Below are 24780 nucleotides of genomic sequence, written 5' to 3' on the forward strand. Positions count from 1 at the left end.
TTCTGACAACGTGCCACGCGTGAGAATCCGTGAATCGCGCACTGTCTTGGTCACGTCATCGACCGAACTCGAGTGACCGACTGCTTCAGATCGCGTCGAAGAAGCAGTCCGTACACCGAAAGTATGGTCAAGCTGCCGAGTGCTACTTGGGCCAGAGGGTGCGAGAACTGTAGTGCCACCACCCATCCGATCGGTGCTGCCACAGCTGCTGCCGCGAGTCCGGGCAAACACGGAGTGAGCAGTGCACGAATCGGGATGCCGCCGGCAACCGCGGCCGACCAGGCGAAGAGCGGAATCACCACGGCGCACACGACAACGGCGTGAGCGAGACCCGCACCGGCGATGCCGAATCGATGGACGCTGAACATCATCACCGGCGTTAGTGCTGCAAACCAGGCAACCTGGATCCAGAACAGGCTGATGGTGGTACCGATGGCCACCAACAGATCTGCGAGCAGTTCGGTGATCACCCGGCCCACCGAAAACACCGCAAGACCAATCATCGCAGTCGCCGCGGCAGTCCACTCGGGGCCGTATAACAGGTCCAGCAGTGGGCCGCCCAAGGCTGCGAATATGGCACATACAGGCGCCGCGATCATCACCGTCGCCGAAATCACTTGCGGTACAACGTGACGAAGCCGCTGCTCGAGATGTAGGCGACCGAACGTTGGTACCGCTACTGTGCGAATCACTGCGGTGAACACGGTGCTCGGTAGCGCGGCAAGGTTGAATGCGAGAAGGTAGATACCCAGCATGGTTGGAGTGAGCGCGCGACCGATGATGACGTAGTCGACGTTCAGCGTGATGAACACAACGACATTGGATGCGGCGAGTGGCAGTCCGAGTCGTAGGGCGGGTTTGGCTTCGGCCAGGGAGAAGCCAGGCCGGTACAACCGAGGGGACAGCCAGACAACGAGAACGGTGGCAACCAGTTGGCCGGCAACACGAGACCACGCCAGCGACATTGCCTCCCAGCCTGCGAGCGCCATCGGGATCATGGTCGCGATCATGACAATGACGTTTGCCATATCGGCGACGAACCGACGTCCCTGGTGGTAGTCCCGCCAAATCAGTGCAGTCGGTACCGACGAAACCCCGCTCAGCAATATGGTTATCGACATCACCTGGATGACTGGTGTGGCCTCTGGGTTGTTCAACAACGCGGCGATCCAAGGCGCACAGGTCACCATTAGAGCTGACAGGATCACGCTCGTGACAATTGCAATCGTGTACACAGTCGGCGCGACTTCATCGGGATCTCGCTGCGCGCGACCAAGTGTGGCGGTGGCACCGAGTTCGCTCATGTTCATTGCGACCATTTGAATGGTCAACGCGACGGCCAGGGCTCCGAAGTTGTCCGGGGCCAGGAGCTGGGCGGCGATGATCGTTGCGACGAACTGTAGGAATCTTGTCAGCCCGACATTTGCGGTGCCCCAGCCGATACCGCGAAGAGCGCGCCTGCCCAACGTGCGCCGTTCGTACGCGCCTTCGGCTGTCTCGGGGGGCTGGGGTGCGGTCTCGGTCACGAGACACCGACCTGGCGCCAGACGCGCCACCGGACGGATTCTACAATCCGAGAACAGAAGAGAGCTCCTGTCCTGCGCTGAGCCTGGTGGCGATCGATTTTGGTGCGAAGTCGCGTCTGCATGATCGGCGGGTAGATTTCCGCGGCAACATCGATCAGCGGCTGCACAACGTCCCGCCGCTCGCCCTGATCCAGCAGGTGGCAGGCGGCGGTCAATGCCTGGGAGGCCAGGGCTGCATCGGCTGTTGTGGTGAACTTCGCGCGGCCCGCCAGTGGACTCGACTGCACCGTTTGGAAGGCACGGTGCCGTTGAAGCAGGTCGAAGGAAAGACCCGCGAAGGTGGTGAGATGCATATTGGCGTCGTGGACGCGGTAGTAGGCCTGGGCGGGGCCATTGATACGGCCGACATCCCAATGGCCCGCTGTCCGTAGCCACAGTTCCAGGTCTCCCGAGTGGGGCAGATCAGCTCGGTAGTCGCCGACGGCGCGGAGTGCCTCAGTACGCATGACGACTTCGGGGGAGAGGATGAAGTTGCGACCTCGGCGGCACGACAAGCGCAGCCACCGGTGGCCGGGCCATATCGACCACGTGTATGGACTTCTGCTCCGGTCGATCGGTGGTGCGCCTTCGAACTCGACCGGTCGTCCGTAGACGAAGCCGACGCGAGGGTACGCGGTCATGAGTGCAGTTGCTCGCGCAAGCGCGCCTGGAGTGAGAAAATCATCCGCCGACACGAGAGTGACGAACTCTCCCGTCGCGCAGGCCAACCCGTCGTTGTATGTCGCGATGTGACCAAGGTTTTCGCGATGTCTGATCACCGAGACTCGACTGTCGGCGCGAGCCAGTTCCTCCGCGACATCGCCGCTGTCGTCGGGTGATGCGTCGTCCACGATTATGACCTCGACGTCTACGCCATCCTGGTCGAGCGCCGAGCCCACAGCTGCAGGCAAGTAGTGCCCATATCGGTAGCACGGAATGACGACGCTGACTTTGGGCTGTGATGCCGGGAGACGTGGATAAGCAATTCTCATACTGGCAACCGCAACGTTCGAACGACGGAATAGCCTGTGGCACCGTAAAATTGGTCCCCTGCGACTTGGCCTGATGATTCATGGGACTGCGCGACGGTGAATGAAGGTGCCGAATCTGCCGCGGTGCCGGTGACGGTCGAATGCGTGCACCGAACCGTGCGCACGACGCGGCGGGTCCCACCTGATCGACTGTCACTGGTCGGCCATGCGCCACGCCGGTGTCCGTCCTGCCACGTCGAGGCAATCATCGTTCTCCCGTCTGTGGGCGCAATGGGCTGGGCTGCCGAAAATACCGCAGCCGAATGGGGTGTGCGCTCTGCATCGAGGCTAACAACCTGCGCCATCAATTTCGTCGCCCGATCGGACTAGATCGGTTGTGTGGCAACGGCGTCCGAAGGCTGACGTCCCTCCTATTTCTGGTATGCGCCCCGCACCCGGACTGAACGTGAAGTGCATTTGCGGAACGGTGGGGTGATTTTCGCAGTCAGTTATGTCGGCTACGTTCCGAATCCGCGTGTCAACTGGTGTGCTCGTGAAAGGTGCCGGATGGTCGGTGGTTGACGAGGTTGTGGAACTAGAGAGGCGTGATCCGCAGAGCGGTCCACGCGGCGAAGGGCTGCGCTGAAGTACTGCGACTACCGATGACACTGAAGGCGCCCCGTCCGTCGTCGGAGGGGACCGTGGCGACGATACTGTCGTCGATCCAGATGGTTGTCTCCCGCGGCGACACGGTGATTCGGACAAAGTGCGCTTTGCGGGCCTGCAATGTTTGGGCGGCGACAACGCGATCGGCGCTGTCGGTGACCGTGGCGCGGTCTCTGCCGACCATCAGACGGACCGACTGGTCGACGCCGGAACCGGTCCGGACCCGCAGACCGACCGAGCTCCCCTGGTCGAGGTCGATCGCCGTCGCGGTCAGTGTGTAGTCGGTCCACTGATCAGTCCGCTGCGCGGCCCACAATGCCTCGGTGTAGGTGAGTGTGTCGGCATCGAACCGGACAACTCCGGCGGGCACCTCGCTGTCATGGATCGGCCCCCGGTAGAAACGGCCGGGTTCGAGCCAGCTGTCGTCCACCGCGGTCGGAGCCATCGGCACCACGGGGAGCGTCTGCGCTGAGCGAAGACGCTCGAACAGTGCACGGGTCGATTCGCCGCGAGTGACCTCGAGGCGTTCCAGTGGGGTCGCCTGTTGGGAGGTGACCGGAGCCGGTGCGATGGGGTGCCCGTGGTTGGTGAACGAGGCCACGTAGTGGTCTGCGAAGACTTGGGTCGAGATATTCACGGCGTCGTTGGCTATTCGCGAACTGGGCGCCGAGAACGGGTAGGAGAACAACGTCGGCGCGGGCAATCCATGGTCGGCGAACTGTGCGTCGGATGCGGCGATGTCGTCGCGCATCCGTTCACCGAAGTGTTCGCCGGTCTCGACTTGGCCGTTCTGGGTCTCGAGCGCTGCCATCGCGGGAAGTTGTTGACCCGCGACGGACGTGCGGTAGTGGAGGCTGTCGGTGTGTGATTGGAAGGACCACCGACCGGAGTCACGCATGCGATCGACCTGTTGCCAGGTCAGGTAGTACGGGTGTTTGGTGCTGACCGATGCGGTGATGAGGAAGCTGATCGCGGTGAAACCGTTGTCTTGCAAAATCGTGTCGGCGTACTTGTAGAGGCCGGACGTACCGTCGTCGAACGTGATGACCACCGACTGTTCCGGTGGCGTGTAGACGCCCTGGAGGTAGTCGCTGTACTGAGAGCCGGTCAATGTGCGGTAGCCGGCATCGCGCAGCATCTTCATCTGCGAGGCAAAGGCTTCGGGGCTGATCACATAGTGTCCGGCCTCGGGGTCCGGGCTGATGTCATGGTAGGTCAGCACGATGGGGGCGGCGCCGTAGCCGGACCCTTCACGCGCCGCGTTCTCCGCGGCCCACCCGTTGAACGCCTGAGTGTCTTCGGTGTTGAATGCCGGTGCGGCAGTGTCCTCCCGGGACCCGAGGTAAGTCTGCCACCACCACAGGCCAACGGCGACGGCCACCAATGACAGGACGATCGCCACTGCCAGTACCCGCAGGCCGACCGCCGAGAGACGTAGGCCCACATGCCCACGCCGAGCGGCCGGACCGAGTTCTGGCATGAGCGCGGCTCCGTGGGACCGGGTGATCGCCGCCCGTTCGTGTGCTTCGTGGTTCCGATCCAGCAACTTCATGGCAGCGTGCCCCGGCTCAAGACGAAGACGTACACAACGACGGCGAGAGCAACAAACGCGGCGGTGAGCATGACGCGCAGGATCTTTCGGGACTTCAGACTCACAGTGACCTCGACCAGATGCTGCGACGAATCGTCAGCAATGAGTAGGGGAGTAGCCAGGACAGGCACAGCGTGGAGATCAACCCCATCAGTGGGCGGTAGCGCCAGCGCGTCGAATTGGGATTGTCGATCGCAAAGGCGAGCGCCCACGCGCAGCCCTTGATGAAGATGCCGGCCAGGTACAGAGCTGTGAGCAACCACAGACCGTTGATCGGTGCCCAGATCATGTGCCGAATCGCCATCAGCGGTGCAGCGGCAACCCACAGCGCGTGACCGTAGTAGAGGATCGAGGCCTGAATGCCGCGCCGCCACATGAATGTTCCCGAGAAGCACAGGTTGCGGATGAAGCTCTTCTTCCAGCGGACCTGCTGCTTGAAGAAGGCCTTCGTGGACTCGGGTACCACCGTCCACACCTTGGCGGATCGAACGTAGCCCACTCGCCACTTGCGTTCGGGATAGTCAACTTCGGTGACGAAGGAAGAGTCGGGGTACTGACTCTTGAGCGCCTGCCCGCGCCACTTCTGACCGAGCACATAGCCGGTGAGCTGGCGGTCGGTGGCGAACTTGAACTCGCCGCCGAGGAAGCGATCATTTGCCCACGCCGGCAGGTAGTTCCAGATGGCGTCGCGCCGGAAGACGGCCAGGGGACCGGACACGCAGGTGACGGATCCGACCGATGCCTCAGCTGCCTTGACAACTCGGAAGGACCCTTCGTACCAGGTGTCCTGGATCTTCGTCAGGAGTGTCGAGTCGGCATTGAGTGCCCGTGCATGCCCGGAGACGGCACCGAGGTCGGCCTCGGATACCAGCGCAGCAACGCAGCGCCGCAGGGCATCTGGTGCCAGGACACAGTCGGAGTCGGTGAATCCGATGACCTCGCCGCGCGCGACTTCGGCGCCACGGACCAGTGCGTTCTTCTTGCCGACGTTCTGCACGAGTTCGATCAGGGTGAAATCCAACTCGGTCTTCAGGTGCCGAAGGATCTCAGTGGTGCCATCGGTGGAGGCGTCGTCGACGACGATGACCTCGAGGTCCGGGTAGTCCGATTCGACCATCGACCGTACACACCGTTCGATGACGTCCCGTTCGTCCTTGATCGCGACCAGGAAGCTCACCGTCGGAACCGCGTCGAGCGGTGGAAAGCTCAAGGGTGCAACGTGGTTGGAGTGCCGCGACTCGGCCGGATCCTCGTAGCGGGCATATGCGAGGGTGAAGGCGTAGATCGTCGAAGACAACACGAAGAAGCCATAGAGCATGATCCACGGATCGAAGATGATCTCGGGGAACTGGCGTGCCAGCAGCGCAAATAGCGGGGTGAGAGCAACGACCGCGATGAGCATCTTGGTGGCCCGTCGGACGTGGGGGTCCCAGTTGTCGAACCAACGACGAGTAGCTCGTGGTGCACCCCAACGTTCTGCGTCGATCTGGGCGGCAGAGCCGGCCGGTGGCGCCCACGCTTGTCCTGACCCGGTCCGGGGAGTGGACCGAGTCGAATGATCGAGGACCATCGCTTCAGTGCACGTCCGCGATGAGGCGCGGCTGGGACCGGTAGGTGACATCGAGTACCTGCGGTCGGCCGTTCGCCTCGGAATGAGCTGTCCACCAGTCTGTCTCACCGGGGTGAATGGTGTGGACGAGGATCAGATCGGAGGATTCGGCGGCTTCAACCGATGACGGCGGGATCCGTCGTCCATCGATCGCGACCGACGGTACAAACGCATCGGAGTACGTCACGAGTGCGCCGGCACGGATCATGTCCGCCATGATCTCCAAGGCCGGTGACTCTCGAACGTCGGCCACACCGGGTTTGTAGGCCACCCCGACGATGTGCACGCGCGCGCCTTTGAGTGGTTTGCCCAGGTCGGCAAGCCGGGTTCGGACCTTGTTCACGATTGCTGCCGGCCGCTGAACGATGCCCGCCATCGCCGCTTCGGTGATGGGGGCGCTGTGGCGGCCGCGCCGCAACTGCCAGAGCAGGTAGTGCGGATCGCAGGGGATGCAGTGTCCGCCGACGCCGGGTCCCGGGGTGAACTTCATGAAGCCGTAGGGCTTGGTCGCGGCGGCATCGATGACCTCGGTGATCGGCAAACCCAGCGATTCGGCGGCCTCGGCGAACTCGTTGACGAAGGCGATGTTGACTGCGCGAAAGGTGTTTTCGAGCAGTTTGGCCATCTCTGCGACTTCCGGGGAGGACACCTCATGAAGCCGGGCGGCGGTCGAGGCCAGCACTTCGGATGCGCGCTGGGTGCAAGCGGGGGTGACCCCACCGATGACGCGCGGGGTGGCGGTCGGCTCGTGTCCGACGACGCCCGGGTCGATCCGCTCGGGCGAGAACGCAACAAAGACGTCGTCGCCGACGGTCATACCGCGGTCGCTCAGTGGACCTACCAGCAGTTCGCGGGTGCATCCGACATAGGTTGTGGAGGTCAGAACAATGGTCTGACCTGGGCGGGCCTGGGCGACGACGGTGCTACACGCAGCGTGCAGGGCCGACAGATCGGGAGCTTGGCTCTCGTCGACGGGAGTGGGGACGCAAACGATCACGGTGTCGGCGTCCCGGAGCCGATCGGCGTCAAGGGTGAGTTCGAGGTGACCGGACGCTACGTCAGTGCGCAGCCGCGCCAGGTCGTCCTGGGGAAGATCGACGTCAGCCGCTGCAATGTTCGTCAATCGCTGCACCGCGACGTCGAAACCGACAACACGATGTCCGGCGGCCACCAACGACATTGCAGTGGGCAGGCCCACATAACCGAGACCGACCACGGCAACAACGTCTTTCCTGGGGTAATCCATTTTTTGAATTCCTTTCAGTGCCACGCCGAGGCATGCGCATTCCAGCGCTGATCTCTAGCGATATTTTGATGAGTTATTTGGTGCTCTTCACGTGTCGATCTCCGGGAGGAGAAGACGACGTGAGAGCGCGGATCTCGGATATCTCTCCCGAAACCAAGGCTGCTGCCCGACGCGCTGGTCCGCGCCCTGCACACCACAGACAGTACCGTGTGCTGCAGTTTTACTGCCAAATAATGTGCGCAACGTTAGGCGTGTGAAGCTGTTTGGACTACGTCTTGTTGGGACTTTGGTCCCTATTTAAAAGGATGTAAATTGCCTTTCTATATTCTCGAATTATTGCGATAATTTGGAGTATCAACTTCAATACTGATCGTTAGAGTCAGTGTTCGATGATCGTTAGATTCATATCTCTGTTGCGGCCGTGGCTGCGCGGCCGGAAAACTGTCGACGTCGACGACCATCATTTAATTTTTGTGAATTGGATCACCGGGGCTGTGGTTGCGTCCCAAGGCGCCGACTTCGGGCACCGGGAGATTTGCGGTGCCGGTCAGCGCCGTCGCCGAGTGCTGCACTTGTGGTTTGTCGCAAGTGGAATGTGAATTGGTGAATACAAATCTCTAATCGCGGTTCTATTGCGGCTGGTGTGCCCTTGGGAAAATATCAACTCCGTCCCCGCGCACTCGAATGCCAGGGGCGCATTCCGGAGTGCGAAATGCAGTAATGATCGCCACGATCACTCGTTTCTGATCGTCACATTCACAAGCCGAAGTGGCTGCGCTACTTGGTTACTCGGGATTCGAAGCCCTGGTTCGGCACGAATTGACACACCGTGTCAATTCGTGTGTGAATTGATTGGAATTGGTCGATTTGAAGAGGTAAGTGTCGTGGGCAAATGCACGGGAGTGTCAACATTGCAATTGATTCGCCGCGTGTTTGCCGATCGTGAATTTCGCTTTCGTCTGTCGAATGAGCTCGGTTCGGGGAAGTCGCGATGATGGTGGATTCGCCGAACGTTTATAACTCCAGCGCCCCTTCGCCACCTTCTCGGCTGCCGCGTCCGCAATTGTCGAGATTTCTCTCGGCCGTCGGGCGCCCTCGCGACTTCTCGTTCAACACCCGGGTTGTTGTCACGATCGGCAGCACCGTTGTCGCGTTTTGGCCCGTGTGGGTTTCCAATATGGAGTGGGTGCTCGCGGGCTCGTCTGTGGCGTATCTGTTCTTCACTCCGGTCTGGTCCATGATGATCACTTACAGCCTGGATCGGACTCCGCGCGGCAAAGAGATCAACGACGGGGAGTTCGACCGGATCGTTGCGGTGGTGTTCGGCACCATCGGGATCATCTGCGCCAACGCGGCCATACCTCGGCTCCCGGGGGTGGCGGCATTTTGGCATGCCGACCTCATCCCGCCCCTCATCTGGATCTTCTGTGTGTCCATCGTGGCGTTCGGTATCCGCCGCGTCGTCCGCGACTACCTGACCTGGGCCTTCATGGTCGCCTGCTTCCCGCCCAACTTTTTGATGCTCGGGAAGCTTCTGGGTGGATCCACCCTCGCCTTCGGTGTGATGACCGTCTTCTACGGTGCGATGGCCGCGTTCCTGGCATTGCGCGGTTCGCCCTTGAAGTGGTCGGTGCCGCCCGCGTTTTTGGTGATCGGGACGGCGGGCACCTGGTTGCTGAAGGAGCAGCCGACCCCGGTGGTCTACCTGCTTCCGACCGCGGTGTGCACCGCCGGTGTGATCGTCCTGGTGGCGCGGCGAGTTCACGTTCCAACCAGGATCTCGCTGCCGCAACGGTCACCTCTCTCCATCGTGGTGGCGTTTTCGCTGGCATTCTTGATCTTGGCGACCGGACCACGTCCGCTCGACCTGCCCGATTCGGATCGACTGATGTGGGCCCAACCCGACTGGATCGACAACCTGGCGACCAGCGGCGTTGTTGTCGGTGAACCGCAGACGTTCGAGTGGGGTCCGAGATTCATGGGTGATGACGGCTCGGTGGTGCGCCACCGGGTGCAGATCGGTGATGAGGTGGCATTCCTCGACGTCTTCACCAGCCCGCATCTCGGCCGGTTCTCCAGCTTCCGCCGCGGGATCTGGTACGCGTCGGCGCCTCCGGTGGTGCTGGGAGCCGGATTTGTGGGTAACGATCGCGAGATCACCCAATTCGGAGAACTCAGCAATCAACTTGATACCGCCACGACGCCGGGGCAGTCGCTCTGGGCGGCACGCTACTGGGTATGGCGCACCAAAACCGGTCTCGATACGCAATATCAGACGGTCTACCTGCTCGGTTCGCGCGAAGAGGGAGCACCGGAGAGGGTTCCCGAACCGTCGTCGCTGAACTACACCAACACCGTGTTGAAGCCACTCGAGTGGTTGCTGATTGCACCGACGTCGGACCAGGGCACCCGAACCAACCTTGAACCGCAGTTGGCCGGCATAGCCGAGATCATCGTGGATTCCGCGCAGGATCGCCGATGAGCGCGATCTTCGAAGGTGATCGCACGGTCCCGTTGCCCGATGAACTGTCTGCGCGCCGCCCGTTCACCGGTGGGCAGCAGGTCGGTGGTGTGGTGTTCGTCCTTGTCGTTGTGGTTGCGACGATCCTGAACTGGCGGCTGACGGTGAGTTGTGTGGCATCGCTTGCGTCGATCTACTTTCTGGTTTCCACCGTAGACAAAACCGTGTTGCTTCTGCGTGGCCTCTACGGCAAGGGCGTGGTGCAGGTCTCCGACGAGGATGCACGGGCGATACCCGACGAGGATCTCCCGCGGTACACGGTTTTGCTGCCGGTATACGACGAACCGGAGATCGTCCAGACCCTGGTCGAGGGTGTGGGCCAACTCGACTATCCGGCAGACAAACTCGACATCTTCCTGGTACTCGAGGCCGACGACAGCGCCACGATCACCGCCTACGAAGCCGCTGAACTGCCCGGTGTGACCAAGGTGCTCGTGCCACCGAGTGAGCCCAGGACCAAACCCAAAGCCTGCAACTATGCGATGGCCCTGGACCTCGATCGCAGCGAGTACGTCACCATCTACGACGCCGAAGACGTTCCTGATCCGCTCCAATTACGCAGGGCGGCATGGGTATTTGCGCACAGTCCGTCGGACGTCGCGTCGATTCAAGCGCGTCTGGGGTACTACAACGAACGTGACAACCTACTCACGAAGTGGTTCGCGATCGAGTACGACCAGTGGTTCTCGTACATGCTGTCGGCGCTGAGCGAGTCAAACTGCATCATTCCCCTGGGTGGCACGTCCAACCACATCCGGACCTCGGTGTTGCGGGCTCTCGGCGGTTGGGACGCCTACAACGTCACCGAAGACGCCGACCTCGGCATCAGGCTCGGCCGGCACGGGTATCGGACACTGGTGCTCGATTCGCTGACCGAAGAGGAAGCGAATCCCGATGTGGTGAACTGGATTCGGCAACGATCCCGTTGGTACAAGGGCTACGTTCAGACGTTCTTGGTACACGCCCGCCGACCGCTGTCGCTCTACCGGCAGGTCGGTTTCGTCCCGCTGTTGCGGATCGCGAACCTGACGATCGGCATGCCGGTGGCCAATGTGCTCAATCTCGGGTTCTGGGCGTCGCTGCTCGTCTGGTACGCCGGGCACCCGGATTTCATGCTGAACCTCTTTCCCGGCCCGATCTACTACGTCTGTCTGCTGATGTTCACCGTCGGCAATTTGTTGACCATCCTGCTGGGCATCATCTCGACACGCGCGCGAGAGAAGCCGTATCTGCTGGTCGCAGCACTGTTGGTGCCGGCGTACTGGATCCTGCAGTCGCTCGCCGCTGTGAAAGGGCTGCTGCAAATCGCTTACAAACCTTCGTATTGGGAGAAGACGGTCCACGGGCTGTCTTCGAAGAAAGTGGACAAGAAGTGACAACGTTGCGTCGATTGTGTGGAGGACTCCTGGTCGTGGTCGGCCTGGTGTCAGGTGTTGGGCCGGCATGGGGTGCTCCCGGTGACGAGCCCGGCGTCAGCACGACTTTGGGCTGGCGGCAATTGGGGATGGGATCGACGGTGTCATTCGGTGCGATCAATGCACCTCAGACAGTGACGATTCCCGCTCCCGACGGTGTCCGCCCGACGAGCCTGACCGGGCAATTGCAGCCGGCGGTCAATGTCGTCAACGGCTATGTCGAGATCCAGGGCGGTGATGGACAGATCATCGGTGCGATACCGGTGCCCCCGGCAGGTGCCGCGTTGCAGGCGACTCCGTTCGCCGTCGACATCTCGGCAGTTCCGGTGCAGGATCATGCCGCCGTGATCAGGCTGGTCCTTCGTTCGACCGGGCTCGACCAGGCCTGCGGCCCGATCCCGCAATTGACGTTGAGCAACCTGGCAGTGAGGTTTGCGGGCCAACAGGCGCGTCCGACGACGGTGCAGCAGTTCTTTCCATCGATACTGCCGAACGCCGTCGTGTACGTAGACCCGGTGCCGACCGTCGCCGAAAAGCAAGCAGTCCTCAGTCTTGTTGCAGCGCTGACCAATCACTACCGTCCGCTCCCGATCGACATCTCGGTCCGGACGCTGGGCCGCAACACCGAGCCGCCGCGGGCGGCCTTCGACAACTTCTCGCGAACCGTCGTGGTCCGGGACTCCGCAGCTGGTGCGATAACGCTGAACCCCAACGGGGGTGCGCCCTATCTCGCGATCACCGGTGGGAATGAATCGCTGGCGAAGCAGGTGGAGCTGTTCACCAGCGGACTGCTGGCTCTGGCGCAAGTCCCCTCTGTGGCCGTTGATTCCGTTGATGCGTCCTCGGTGCAGGGTTCGAACACCGTTATGTTTGAGCACTTTTCGCAGAACCTCAAGGTATCCGCTCTCGGTCAGGCCACTCTCTACACCGGGTTCGATCCGGCGGTCTTCGCGCTGAGCAACCCCGGCACTGTTGATGTTGATCTTCGAGCCATCTATACGCCGGTGCAGGAGAGCGAAAAGTCCACGGTGCTGGTGCAGGCTGACGGGCAGACCATCTACTCGGCAGCTCTCGGAGAGAGCGGGAAACTACACGCGCAGTTCACCATTCCGGCACAACGCGTAGCTTCCAGTGCCGAGTTGGCGATAGTGGTTTCGTACGAGCCCGCTCCCGGCGCGTGCAACCCGCGGACCGTGCCGTTGACCTTCGAGGTGGAGCCGAGTTCGACGGCCACGGCCCACACGCGGGATGGCGCGGTCGGGGGCTTCTCGGCGTTGCCGCTGGCGTGGGCACCCACATTCCAGGTGGCGACCGACGATTCTGACCCGAGCACCCTGACCCATGCGGCTGACATGGTCGCTGCGGTACAGCAGTTGTCGCCGGAGATCCTGCGGCCCATCGTCGTCGATCTGGACACGGCCGCACGCAGTGGTTCGGGCGCGCTGATCGTGGCGTCCGCCGAGTCGATCACCGCAGCGGGGCTGCATCCACCGATCGACGCGGTGGGGGAGACCACCACCATCGATGTGCCGGCAGCGATTGTCGCCCAGATCCCGAGCGGACTTGGCAGCATCCAGTCGTATGCGCAAGACAATCGGACGCTGGTCGTGGTGACGACGTCCGGTGACTGGGCATTGGTCGACCCGCTGTTCGGGTACCTCGACTCCCTGGAAAGCGGCTTGGGCAACCTCACCGGCGACGTCCTGGTCGCGGGTCTCGGTGGAGTACCGACAGTCTTGACCGTCCACAGTGACGGACTGCCGGCTTCCGGTCCCGACGTAGGAGACGGCTGGGCGGTGTGGGTATGGGCCGCGGTGGCGGTCGGGATAGGTGTCGGGGCAATGGCCGGTGTGCTGTTGATCTTGCGGCGCCGTCGCTCCACCGCAGCAGACCCGACCACCGCGGATCATGACAGTTGAACTGATCGCGCCGACCTCGGTCGGTGAAGCCGAGGCGGCCGACACCGGTCGCTCGCGGACCCGGTTGCGTACGAGGGCCGAAAAGCGCTGGGGTCTGGCGCTGTTCGTCCTCTGCGCAGGCGCATACCTCGCGGTGGGTTACTACCTCTATCTGGTTGTCGGGTACATCAATCCCGACGCCAGTAGCCGGGTAGGAAACGCCGGCTACACGATCATGAGCCGTGATCCTCACCTGGGCGCCATCGGCTTCGTGTGGAATCCCCTGCCCAGTCTTGTGGAAATACCGCTGTTGCCGCTGAGTGCGTGGTGGCCGGAGTTGAAGACGGTGGGCTTCGCCGGCGCCGTGATGAGTGCGCTGTTCATGGCAGGTGCGGTCTGGCAGGTACGCAGGATCGGACTCGACTGTCACGTCCCGACGGTCGCGAGATGGCTTGCGATAGCGGCATTTGCGCTCAATCCGATGGTCATCCTCTACGCCGGGTCGGGTATGAGTGAGGCGCCGTTCTTCTTTCTGTTGCTGTGGGCGTGCCGGCGGTTGCTGCAGTGGATGCGAACGGCACGCGTCGACGATCTCACCTGGGCGGGCATCGCGTTGGGTTTGGCGTATCTGACGCGCTACGAGGCAGTGGTGGCCGGTGCAGCAGTGGCCATTCTGGTGTTCGGTGTGTCGATTCTGCGCCAACATCGGGCTGAGCGTCCACTCAAAACTGCTGCAGCACTTGCTGTTCACGACGTGGTGATAGTGGCCTTCCCATTGGCTGGTGCTTTTGTGTTGTGGGCGCTGACTGGCTGGATGTTGGACGGTTCCCTGTTTGCCCAGTTCACCTCGCAGTACGGCAACGCAGCCCAGGTGGAGGCAGCCGGAATCGTCTCGGCCGAGAGCACCGGGTACGTTCCGCTCCTGAAGACCATTGCTGCGAACGTTTTCGGCACCGAACCGTTGATACTTGTGGTCGCGATTGCGGTGGTGGCCTTCTCTATTCGAAATCGGACGCTCCAGGCAGCAGCGCCACTCGCGGTGTTCGGGTCGGTGCTCACCTTCCAGTCGTACGCCATTCTGTCGGGATCGACGTTCGGCTGGTTCAGGTTCTTCATGGGTGCCATCCCGCTGGTCGTGGTGGCGTTGATGTGTACGTGGCGCCCACCGGGTGCTCGAGCCCCCGCGAAGTCGTCGAGGTGGCGGCGACCGTCAGCGTGGGCGACCTTGCTCATGGCCGCGGTGTTGCTGACATCGGTGCCGGTGACGTGGAAATCGATGCTCAACCCGGCGATAGGTAAAGAAGAGTACGGACTACGTTCGGCATTCTGGCCTGAGCAATATCCCAAGTCGGAGTATTGGTTCTACTGGTTCGGTGAAGTCTCCAGGAATACCGTCCGTTGGTTCGACGCGCAGAATCTGCCCGAAGGGTCGATCCTCGTGGACACCTTTGGTCTCTCGCGCATGTGGTTGTGGTCGGAACACTCGAAACAGTTTGTGGTGCGCAGTGACTACGACTTTTTTACCAAACTCAACGATCCGGCACGCGAGGGTGTGCGATACATTTTGGCGCCCAAGCCTTCCGGACTCGGTGAACTCGATTCCATCAATGTTCGATATCCCACTTTCTGGGAAGATGGCGCCGGGTTCGCCACCTTGGTGATGACCATCCACGGCCCTAACGGGGGCGCTCAGTTCCGGATCTATTCGATCGCCGGCACCTAGAGCTCGCCAGCGGTAACACGTTGGTATCGAAAACGAATTATCCCGCTGAGCGGGTTAGCCTGCTACGGAATGTATCCACTGTTTTGATATTGCTGGGGTGGGAAATAGTAATGTTAAGTCCGTCGGTCTTTTCGCGTCTCGGGGTCTGTGTGGCGGTGGCTGCGTGTCTGCTGACGGGTACAGGTACGGCGGTGGCAGCGCCCCCACCTCCGTCGCAATCGGGTGCTGCTGACAGTGGGGACATCGGCTATTGGGACCGCGAGTTGTCGCGTAGAGATGGGTCGCAGCTGAGCAGGTCGGCCGCAGCGTCGCGCGAGTTCAAAATACCGGTGTGGTCGGCGTCGATGGGTCGCGATGTGACGGTGCATATTCGACGCCCCGCAGATACTTCGACCCCTGCTCCCGTCTTGTATCTCCTCGATGGCGGCGGGCGCTACGCGGGAACCGATATCGCCGAGTTCCTCGACGACGATCATGTCAACATCGTGGCGCCATCCGGCGGAGTCAATGCTTACTGGACGGATTGGCAGAAGCCCGACCCGGACTTCGGCGTGGCCAAGTGGGAGACGTTCATGACCGAGGAGCTGCCACCGGTCATCGATGAACTGCTGGACACGACGGGTCGCAACGCTGTGGTGGGTATGTCGCAAGTGGCGACATCGGCACTGCAACTCGCGATTGCGAAACCAGGACTGTACAAGGGCGTTGCGGCGTACAGCGGGTGCGCCAGCGTCAGCGATCCCGTGGGGCAGGCCCTGATCCGAATCACGATGAACCACGTCGGTAAGGGTGATCCGGCAAACATGTATGGGCCACCGGACGACCCTGCGTGGGCGGCGCACGATCCATTCGTGCATGCCGAGCGACTCCGTGGGACGGAGGTCTTTCTGTCATCGGGGACCGGATTGCCGGGACAGTATGACGTGCTGAACAATTCGTACATCGATGGTGATATTGCCAAGCTCGTTGATCAGATCGTCGCCGGTGGATTGATCGAGGCAGTCACCAATGCGTGCACGCAGGCCTTCGCCTTTCGGTTGGCGTCTCTGGGCATGAGCCCGACCACCCACTTCAGGTTCACGGGCACCCATGCATGGAGCTATTGGAACGACGACTTCCACGCCTCGTGGCCCATGTTGTCCCGGTCGCTCGGTATTGGTTGAGTATCGGCGATCTTGCGCAGTCTGCTCAGTTCGGAAAACTCAGTCGGATTGCGCTTTCGGGCGTGACTGCGTTGTCGCGATCGACAACGTAGGTCCCTGGGCATTCGCCCGTCAGCGCGGAACTCACAACTGACCACACCAACGGGGTTGTTGGGCGTCATGTTGTGTTCGATGGCTCCGTTGACGCCGGGAATTGCCGGTATTGCAGCAAGGCGACATTGACCACCGTCGAGTCGTCCATCGCTGTACTCACGTTCACCACGGATCGAGTAGTAGCGCGTCAGACCGGGTGTGTCAGTGCCGGCATTGAGCGTCTGCATGAAGTTGGACCGAAAGCAGGTGTCCCGTCGAGATTCGCCGCGAAATTTGCTGCACTAGCGTAGGCAGACTTCGCTGAGGTGGAACCTTTGGAAAATTCCTTGGCTCAGATCTCGGCGGCCAGTCGTTCAGCGAAGACTCGGTAGCCTGCGGCGTTGGGGTTGATGCCGTCGTCGGAGATCAGGGACTCATCGGTGAACCATCGCCCTGCGATTGGATCGACAAACTGCACGCCCTCGGCTTCCGCCCCAGCCTTCATGGCTAGACGGTTCGCGTTGATCACACTAGGTGAACGACGCGGAGGCTGAATGGGTCCCAGGATCACAACCCGTACGCCCGGGAACTGTTCCTTAAGTTCGACAATCATCCTCTGAACCGCCGGTTGCACGGTGGGCGTCCCTGGGTCGTTGATGCCACCCTGCACCACCACCACCGATGGAAGCGCTGCGAGTCCGATTTTAGGAATGCGATCGAAATAGATGCTCTTGCCATCTTTGTGCCCGCCGGGATTGACGAAGCCAGTGCTGCCTTCGCCGTTGAGAATGCAGATCCATTGTTTGATTTCGCACACCACGTTGGCGTAATTGGCTTCTGGGCTGCCAGCCTTCGCGCCAACCGTGAAAGAGTCACCGATGAAGGCGGCAGTGGGCCAGAGTGGTTCGAGAGGGGGGATCGGTGCCACCGACGGTATCGACGACGCGACGGGTGCTTCCTCGTGTGAAGACGTATCAACCATCACGGCGGCGGTGACGACTAGTGCGAGGGCACCGACCAGGCCAGCGCTAATCCACGTTCGCGGCCCCATTTTCCTGCGCTTCATGAACAATATCCTCTCACCTGCTCAATACCCACTACTTGACAAGGCCCCGTGGAATTGGGGCGGCAGAAAGGGGGATCTAGTTATCCATTTGGATGACGGTTGCTGGCGCCTGCTTTGGCGCTTCTTCGTAAGCCGCTGCGACTTCACGGGGAAACTGGGAGTCGCCAGCTTTTAGCTTTGCTACTGGCGTTGAATATGGGTACTGATTGACTGCACAGCACCGACTTCTGTGGGAATGCGTACTTCACCGCAGGATACGGATCATCATCGCTGCCAAGTACCACCACCACTTGGGACTGAAGTTGCGTGTGGGTCATAAGAGGTGAAGTGGGCGAGTGCGTCGACCGCCTTGCCTCCGGTTGCAGTCGGTGTCATCGCCGCGAAAGCAACGAGGACCGGTAACCAGTAATAAGCCTGCTCAAAGAACGCGGACGTCAGCGCGAACACAAGCACTGCGACCATCACGCCAGCGGCCGTCCCATTGCTCCCGCGCATCATGGATCGGACCGCCAAGGCAACCGCGGCAAGGATTACAGCTCCCACCGCTAGTACAAGCATCGTGCCACCCTGGAACCACGATCGGAGGAAGATATTGTGGACCACTGTGGCATTGTCGAACGACGCAGCCGAGTGGGAGTTCAGTCCCACACCGACGAACGGGGACGATGTGATGTGGTCCCAAGCGAACTGATAGGTATCGCCGCGAATGTCGAGTGTGCTGACAGCCTCCGTTTGCCCCGTCACCTGCAGCAAACGGTCAGTCGGACTGTCCAACTTCTCCCCAAACTCGGTGAAATTGACCGCCAGGAAAAAGGCCCCGAGAGCCAGAGCTACTGACCAAAACACCTGCCGCGCTCGTACTCGCATCGCGATTGCGGCGACCGACAGACCCACCAGTGCGGCCAGCATGGAACTGAGGCTACCGGTTGCGATAAGGCCGCCTAAGTTAACCAAAGCAAGCCCTGCCAGGAGCGACCGTGACCGGTCGCCCCGCAGCGCCTCGTTGAGCACTAATATCAACGCGATACACGACATGATGCCGAGCACGTTCGGATGCCCGGCGAGGCCAGGGGCACGGCCGTTGACAACAGACGCTCCGGAAACCGTCAAACCCACGACCTGGAGAATGCCCGCCGCCGCCGACACCGATTGCGCGATTAGAAATGCGGCGCCAACGCGCCTCAAAAAGGTCGGAACTCGGACGGCTCGGGCCAGAACAAACGGTGTGAGGCCAAGCAACACGAGTAGCTGGCCACCTACAAATAGATTCTCGGTAAAATCACCCAGCTCGTCAACGGAGGTGAGAGCCGAGACGGCTACACAGTATCCACATAGAATCCACAACACTGGGTAGATTGGTCGCGCAGTCCAGCCGATTAGCGCGCTGCACAGAATCAAACCCAATGTTCCGAGTGTCCACATCTGCGCTACCGCTGGCGGTAGCGAGCGATAAATGGGTAGCCCTACTGCGATAGCGATCCACAACCATTCGACCAGGGTCATGGGAGTACGTAAGGGTGGCTGGCGCACTATCTGAGCCCTGCTTCGTTGTGGGCTCCGAGCGGTCGTGACCATCGCTCGATTATGAGGCATGAAGTTCCCATTCGCTGACTAGGTTTGGCCGCTTCTTAACGGCAGAGAGCTTTCGGGCGGCCATCAGATCTCTGTGGCGAGCCGTTCGCCGAAGATTCAAGCGCCGTTGCAGTTGAGTTGAATGCGGTCTGCCGCCAATAATGACTCGGTGATCCACCGTGCACCGACTGGCCCGGCGAATTGCGCACCCGACCCCTGCTCCGGCCGTCATCGCCGCGCGATTAGCAATGGTCACGTCTGATGATCGCGGCGGGCCTGCAGCGGACCGAGGATCACGACCTTCACGCCCCGGAACTGCTCATTCAACTCCGTAATCATCCTCTCTACCGCTGGCTGAACGGTAGCTGTAATGGATTATTGATACCCCAACGCGCGACAACCTCTGACAGAGGTACCGACGGCTACTTTTGAAACGCGCTCGAAGTATACGCTTTTGCAGTCTTTGCGCCCGACGGGATCGACAAAACCAGTCGTGCACCGCGCCTTGAAGAGGCAATTTCAGCGCCTAATCTGGCATACGAAGTTCGCATAGTTCGCACCTGGCTCTCCGCCAGTGTGCCGAGGGCCACGGGGCTCCGAGATCAACGCGTCAATGGTCGCCACGTCCTCAAACTCAGGAAATGCGCTTCCGGCGTTCGGCTCATTGACCCAGGCGGGGACTCCGTTTGGAGAACCGATTACGAGCACGACGGTAGTCACGGTTGCGGCGGTTGAGAAATAGTCCGACGCCGATCTACGTCGCTACCCATTTTCTACGGTCTATGAAGTGTCTTCTCACCCCTCTCATTTCCATGCCGGACAACTACTGGCCAGGATAGTTGCGCACCGTCTTATTTGTCATCGGCCGGAGCCACTGCTGCTCGACTTCGTATTGGCGGCGAGAACAGGTGGCTCGCAACACTTCCGATTGATCACCCCGGCCAGGTGACCGAGCCCCAGTGCGGCTAAGTCAGTACCCAAGGGTCTGAAGCCCACGTTCAAATGATAGTGAGGAACATCACACCCGCGTCGGGGGGGGGGGCGGCGGATTGACTGTCGCCGAGTTGTTGTCGCCACTCTCGGTACGCAACAAGTGACCCGCTAAAAGCAGTGGGCGTGCATGTTCTGTCTTGCAGCCTTGATGCGATCCCGTCGCCCTCGCCCAGTTGCGGAAGACGTGCTTCCAGGCACCTACGTGACACAGCGCTATGGCCCGCTTTGGAGCAAGGGTTTCTTAGGTGCGCGAACCGGGTTACAGTAGGCGGCAGAATGATCGTGAAGATCATGCCTGTGTTCGTTGGTGGCGGAGACCGTGCTGCCCTGTCGGTGCCTGGGCGCTCCGCGGAAAGGGTGGGATCTGGTCCTGGGGGAATTGATGTGCGCGTTAGAATGCCGTCATTTCGTTGTGAGCCGAAAAGCTATGAAAATTGCGTCTTGCTTCGGTACGGTCGTGTGCTAGATGCGAAATCGTAGTGCGAAATCACTGCGCGTATTCCTTTGTTAACGCGCGGATAACACCCAGAGAACACTCTGTAGTGCTAGCCCCTCTTGGCCTGCGGCCAGGTCTTGGCTCGAGCCTAGTCACGTTGCAGCCCAATGGGTTTAGAGTATGCGGCTGAATATCGAGACATTGCGTCTATTTCAGGAAAGCGATGACGCGAAGTCGCTGCCGAGCACCAATTGTGACGTGTATCACCACATTATCTTCTTTGTGGATGGGTTTCGATCCTGTTGATTGTGATTTGGAGTACTGAGGTCGCGAGTCGATTTCGGAGGCGGTACTCTCTACTCATTCGACATTGACGTCGGAGATTTGACAATGCCAGTTGGGTACAACTAATTCGCTTTAAGTCGACGTTTCGTCTGGCGGAACGCTGGCGATGACTCCTCGCGTTGTCGAGGTTGGCGCCAGGGGCGTCGGGGAGGTTGAGCATGACACGCAGCACGAGGATGGTGAGCGCAGAGCTGCGCATTACGCCTCCGATGCCACCGCTCGCAGTCCGCCCTCGGATGAAGACGTGGGCAGACGCCTACGTTCGACGCGTTCAGAATTTAGATGCACTGATCGTTACGGTTGCGGTCTTCGGCGCCCAACAAATCCGTTTCGGATTTCCATCAATTGTTGATCCTGTAGGTAGGTTCAACACCCCTGCAGTTATCGTGTCGGCCGGAATAGCGCTGGCATGGATCGTTGCCCTCCGCGTGGTTCAGAGTACTGACAAACGCATCGTGGGTTCAGGCCCCGAGGAGTACAGCCGAATCTTCCGTGCCTCCTTGGCCGTGTTTGGCCTCTTGGCGATCGTTGACTTGCTCTTCAAATGGGACGTGGCACGGGGAATGCTCGCAATCGCGCTCCCTGCAGGTACGTTGGGCCTCCTCTTGGCGCGATGGTCTTGGCGATGGAATCTCGCTCGGCATCGTCGGCATCGTCGGAACCTGAATCGTGTATTGGTTGTCGGCAGTCCGACCTCGGCGGGGCCATTGATCACGCACCTGGACAGGAATCCCGGACTTGGCCTTGAAGTAGTCGGACTCTGTGTTCCGCCAGGCCATCCCGCGAGGCATCGTGACGCTGTGACTATCGGTGATCGAGACATGGCCGTGTTCGGTGATTGCAGTGAAGCGAGGGACGGAGTCGCCAGATCTGGGGCAACCGCGGTGGCGGTCACCTGCGCCGAAACGTTGGGTCATTCAGTGATGCGTGAACTTTCGTGGGACCTCGAAGGAATGCACGTCGACATGCTCGTCGCGCCCGGTGTCGCGGATGTGGCTGGCCCTCGCATGATGGTCAGACCGGTCGCGGGTCTACCTCTCCTCCATATCGATAAGCCGCGCTATGAGGGTGCAAACAAGTTCTTCAAAGCGGCGTTTGACCGGTTCGGTGCTGGAGCGATCCTCCTTCTGGCGACGCCGGTAATGATCGGGTGTGCGATTGCCGTGAAAGCTACCTCGCTGGGTCCCATCTTTTACCGCGCGGAACGTATCGGCCTAAACAATGCTCCTTTTCAGATGTGGAAATTCCGCACCATGGTCAATGGCGCTGACACTCAGAAGCTTGCGCTTGCGCAGTTAAATGAGGGCGCGGGTGTCCTATTCAAAATGCGGGACGACCCCCGGATCACGCCAGTCGGGAAGTTTCTCCGCCGCTTTAGTTTCGATGAGCTTCCTCAGCTATTCAACGTTCTGGGCGGCTCGATGAGCTTGGTTGGACCTCGTCCGCCGCTTCGTGGTGAGGTGGAGCAGTACAGCGGTCTCGTATCGCGGCGAATGCTCGTTCGGCCGGGTATCACTGGACTCTGGCAGGTTTCTGGACGGTCAGACCTAGACTGGGACGAGTCCGTTCGATTGGATCTTTCGTACGTGGAGAACTGGTCGATCATGCAGGACGCGATGATCCTCTGGCGCACGCTGAAAGCTGTAGTGCGGAGCGATGGTGCGTACTGACCCATTGAAGGTACTGTTCGTCTGCACCGGAAATATCTGTAGATCGCCAGTCGCGCAACGGATGCTGGAGACTATCGCTGCGCAACGGAGTCTGAATCTGGCCGTCTCAAGCGCCGGCACGAGGGCGTTGAACGGGAAGCCCATGCACCCTGAAAGTGTGCGCGTCCTGAACGAGCGCGCGATCGATGGAGAAGGCTTTGTGAGTCAACTCCTGACTCCGAAGATTGCCCAGGAATTCGATTTGGTCCTTGGTATGACGAGAGAGCATCGCGCTCTTGCTCGGCAGCTTGCGCCTGCAAGGTGGCGGCGCATACTGACACTCCGTGAGATTTCAGTGGATGTTGGTGTCGGTCCTTTAGGCACGGGCCACCCAAGCGCGCGGGCCGATCTGATGGATTCCCAGCTAGACATCGAGGACCCAATTGGACGGTCTAGTGATGTGTTCAACCGAGTGGCAATCGATATCGAAAATGCTGTTCGCGGGTCGATTAGCTGGATCGAGTCGCAGCTCGGAATGCGTGACTCAAATGACCAAATAGCGAGGTAGGCAAACAATGCGTATTACTGTTCTTGGCACGGGTTACCTAGGCGCAACCCACGCCGCTTGCATGGCTGAACTGGGCCACGAAGTCCTAGGCGTAGACGTGGATCCATCGAAACTGGCAAAGCTGCAGGCCGGTGAGGTCCCCTTCTATGAGCCCGGCCTTGAAGATGTACTGAAACGAAACATCGACGCCGGAAGGCTGAGTTTCACAGACTCCTACGAGGAAGCCGTTGACTTTGCAGACGTTCACTTCCTAGCAGTCGGCACGCCGCAGAAGCGAGGCGAATACGCTGCAGATTTGAAGTATGTGGACAGCGTGATCGACAGTCTGAGCCGACTTATAACGCGAGACACAGTCATTTTCGGCAAGTCCACTGTCCCAGTTGGAACCGCAGAGCGACTAGCTCGGCGCGCGCGTCAGATTGCGCCAGATGGCGTCGATATCGAGGTCGCGTGGAACCCGGAATTTCTTCGCGAGGGCCACGCTGTTGAAGACACACTGAGGCCGGATCGATTGGTAGTAGGTATCGACAAGTCACGTGACAGTAGGGGCGAAACACTGGCCCGCGAAATCTACGCAGACGCGATCGCCGGGGGAGTTCCGTTCGTGCTCACGAATCTCGCCACAGCTGAACTGGTGAAAGCGTCAGCGAATGCCTTTCTGGCAACCAAAATCTCATTTATCAATGCAATTGCTGAGGTTTGCGAGGCTGCGGACGGCGACGTTACTGAACTCGCGGACGCGATCGGTTATGACGATCGTATCGGGCGAAAGTTCCTTAATGCCGGGATCGGGTTCGGAGGTGGCTGCCTGCCCAAGGACATCAGAGCGTTTATGGCACGAGCCGGCGAACTGGGCGCCGACCAAGCACTGACTTTTCTCCGTGAGGTCGACAATATTAACATGCGGCGCCGAACTCAGATGGTGGAATTGGCGCGCGAGACATGTGGAGGGTTCCTTGGCTCGCGGGTGGCTGTGCTGGGAGCCGCATTCAAGCCAGAATCCGATGACGTTCGTGACTCTCCTGCCTTGAATATTGCGGGACAGATCCACCTTCAAGGAGCAGACGTACGCGTCTACGACCCGAAAGCAATGGAAAACTCGCGAAGACTGTTTCCGACTCTTAGTTATGCCGAATCGATTCGGGACGCGTGTGAAGGCGCTGACGTCTTGCTGGTCCTGACCGAATGGAATGAGTTCAGAAGCCTGAAACCCGCGGACCTCAACAACCTAGTTCGCGCGAAGAACGTTATTGACGGGCGAAACTGTCTTGACGAACGCGTTTGGCGTGACGGTGGCTGGTCATACCGAGGCCTGGGGCGAGCGAGCAACGCGAAATGAGTCGACTTCACGAACCGCAGTTTGACTGTTGGTGGGGTCGAACGCGAGTTCAGCTTCCAAGGGGAAGGTGAATGCGCGGTATGGAGACTCCTCGCTATGCCTTGTATCTCGCAGTCGTACCTTGGTATCGGCAGGAGTGCACGGATATTCTCGAAAGTCGACTTGGCGATGACATGCAGATATACGCCTCAGCCTTCGGACTGGACGAGACTGTCCGAACCGGGATCAGCGTAGAACAGTACATCAAAGTTCCTCGACGATCCTTATTGCGCGGAAAACTACTTGTGCAGCGAGTGCCAATCGCAGTCGTCCGCGCAAAGGGCTGCGTCGTAGTCGACCTTAACCCCCGAAGCCTATCTGCATGGGCAGTCC

General features: G+C 60.4%; 15 protein-coding genes. 8 read left to right on the top strand and 7 right to left on the bottom strand.

Annotation, left to right across the window (positions count from 1 at the left end; translation table 11 throughout):
• Positions 1–50: 50 nt before the first annotated feature.
• From AC56PL_RS01730 to AC56PL_RS01750, 5 genes are all read right to left on the bottom strand, one after another.
• Positions 51–1526 carry an oligosaccharide flippase family protein gene (locus tag AC56PL_RS01730; protein WP_495514706.1) on the bottom strand — a complete coding sequence of 492 codons (1476 nt, stop codon included), beginning with the start codon at positions 1524–1526 and terminating at the stop codon, positions 51–53.
• A complete protein-coding gene (locus AC56PL_RS01735) occupies positions 1523–2557 on the bottom strand; it encodes a glycosyltransferase (RefSeq protein ID WP_495514707.1) in 1035 nt (344 codons plus the stop codon). The genes AC56PL_RS01730 and AC56PL_RS01735 overlap by 4 nt, the downstream gene beginning before the upstream one ends.
• Before the next feature lie 574 nt (positions 2558–3131).
• Entirely contained in the window at positions 3132–4754 is a 1623-nt protein-coding gene (locus AC56PL_RS01740) for a polysaccharide deacetylase family protein (RefSeq protein WP_497152830.1), read from the bottom strand.
• Positions 4755–4854: 100 nt separating this feature from the next.
• Positions 4855–6363, bottom strand: a complete 1509-nt coding sequence (locus AC56PL_RS01745) for a glycosyltransferase family 2 protein (protein ID WP_497152831.1) — start codon at positions 6361–6363, stop codon at positions 4855–4857.
• Between the two features lie 4 nt (positions 6364–6367).
• Positions 6368–7648, bottom strand: coding sequence for a nucleotide sugar dehydrogenase (locus AC56PL_RS01750; RefSeq protein WP_495514710.1), 1281 nt, complete (start codon positions 7646–7648; stop codon positions 6368–6370).
• Positions 7649–8711: 1063 nt separating this feature from the next.
• Here AC56PL_RS01750 and AC56PL_RS01755 point away from each other — a divergent pair.
• The 5 genes from AC56PL_RS01755 to AC56PL_RS01775 all read left to right on the top strand — a co-directional run bounded on the left by AC56PL_RS01755 (position 8712) and on the right by AC56PL_RS01775 (position 16368).
• Complete coding sequence (locus AC56PL_RS01755) at positions 8712–10130, top strand: hypothetical protein (RefSeq protein WP_497152832.1); 1419 nt, start codon at positions 8712–8714, stop codon at positions 10128–10130.
• Positions 10127–11545: a glycosyltransferase family 2 protein gene (locus AC56PL_RS01760; RefSeq protein WP_497152833.1), complete on the top strand. Its 1419-nt coding sequence runs from the start codon at positions 10127–10129 to the stop codon at positions 11543–11545. The genes AC56PL_RS01755 and AC56PL_RS01760 overlap by 4 nt, the downstream gene beginning before the upstream one ends.
• Positions 11542–13503 (top strand): hypothetical protein, encoded by a 1962-nt coding sequence (locus AC56PL_RS01765; RefSeq protein WP_497152834.1) that lies wholly within the window; start codon positions 11542–11544, stop codon positions 13501–13503. Before AC56PL_RS01760 ends, AC56PL_RS01765 begins: the two co-directional genes overlap by 4 nt.
• Positions 13493–15205 (top strand): glycosyltransferase family protein, encoded by a 1713-nt coding sequence (locus AC56PL_RS01770; RefSeq protein WP_497152835.1) that lies wholly within the window; start codon positions 13493–13495, stop codon positions 15203–15205. The genes AC56PL_RS01765 and AC56PL_RS01770 overlap by 11 nt, the downstream gene beginning before the upstream one ends.
• Before the next feature lie 191 nt (positions 15206–15396).
• Positions 15397–16368 (top strand): alpha/beta hydrolase, encoded by a 972-nt coding sequence (locus tag AC56PL_RS01775; protein ID WP_497152836.1) that lies wholly within the window; start codon positions 15397–15399, stop codon positions 16366–16368.
• Between the two features lie 424 nt (positions 16369–16792).
• Here AC56PL_RS01775 and AC56PL_RS01780 read toward each other — a convergent pair whose 3' ends face one another.
• Both AC56PL_RS01780 and AC56PL_RS01785 read right to left on the bottom strand, forming a co-directional pair.
• Entirely contained in the window at positions 16793–17506 is a 714-nt protein-coding gene (locus AC56PL_RS01780; RefSeq protein WP_497152837.1) for an SGNH/GDSL hydrolase family protein, read from the bottom strand.
• A 264-nt stretch (positions 17507–17770) separates the two neighbouring features.
• Positions 17771–19009, bottom strand: a complete 1239-nt coding sequence (locus AC56PL_RS01785) for an O-antigen ligase family protein (RefSeq protein ID WP_497152838.1) — start codon at positions 19007–19009, stop codon at positions 17771–17773.
• A gap of 2079 nt (positions 19010–21088) precedes the next feature.
• Here AC56PL_RS01785 and AC56PL_RS01790 point away from each other — a divergent pair.
• The 3 genes from AC56PL_RS01790 to AC56PL_RS01800 are packed head-to-tail and all read left to right on the top strand — an operon-like array spanning position 21089 to position 24408.
• Positions 21089–22522 carry a sugar transferase gene (locus AC56PL_RS01790; protein ID WP_497152839.1) on the top strand — a complete coding sequence of 478 codons (1434 nt, stop codon included), beginning with the start codon at positions 21089–21091 and terminating at the stop codon, positions 22520–22522.
• Positions 22509–23069, top strand: coding sequence for an arsenate reductase/protein-tyrosine-phosphatase family protein (locus AC56PL_RS01795; protein WP_497152840.1), 561 nt, complete (start codon positions 22509–22511; stop codon positions 23067–23069). Before AC56PL_RS01790 ends, AC56PL_RS01795 begins: the two co-directional genes overlap by 14 nt.
• 7 nt (positions 23070–23076) lie before the next feature.
• Complete coding sequence (locus AC56PL_RS01800; protein ID WP_497152841.1) at positions 23077–24408, top strand: UDP-glucose dehydrogenase family protein; 1332 nt, start codon at positions 23077–23079, stop codon at positions 24406–24408.
• Positions 24409–24780: the final 372 nt, after the last annotated feature.

The organism is Williamsia sp. Y721 (assembly GCF_059683565.1).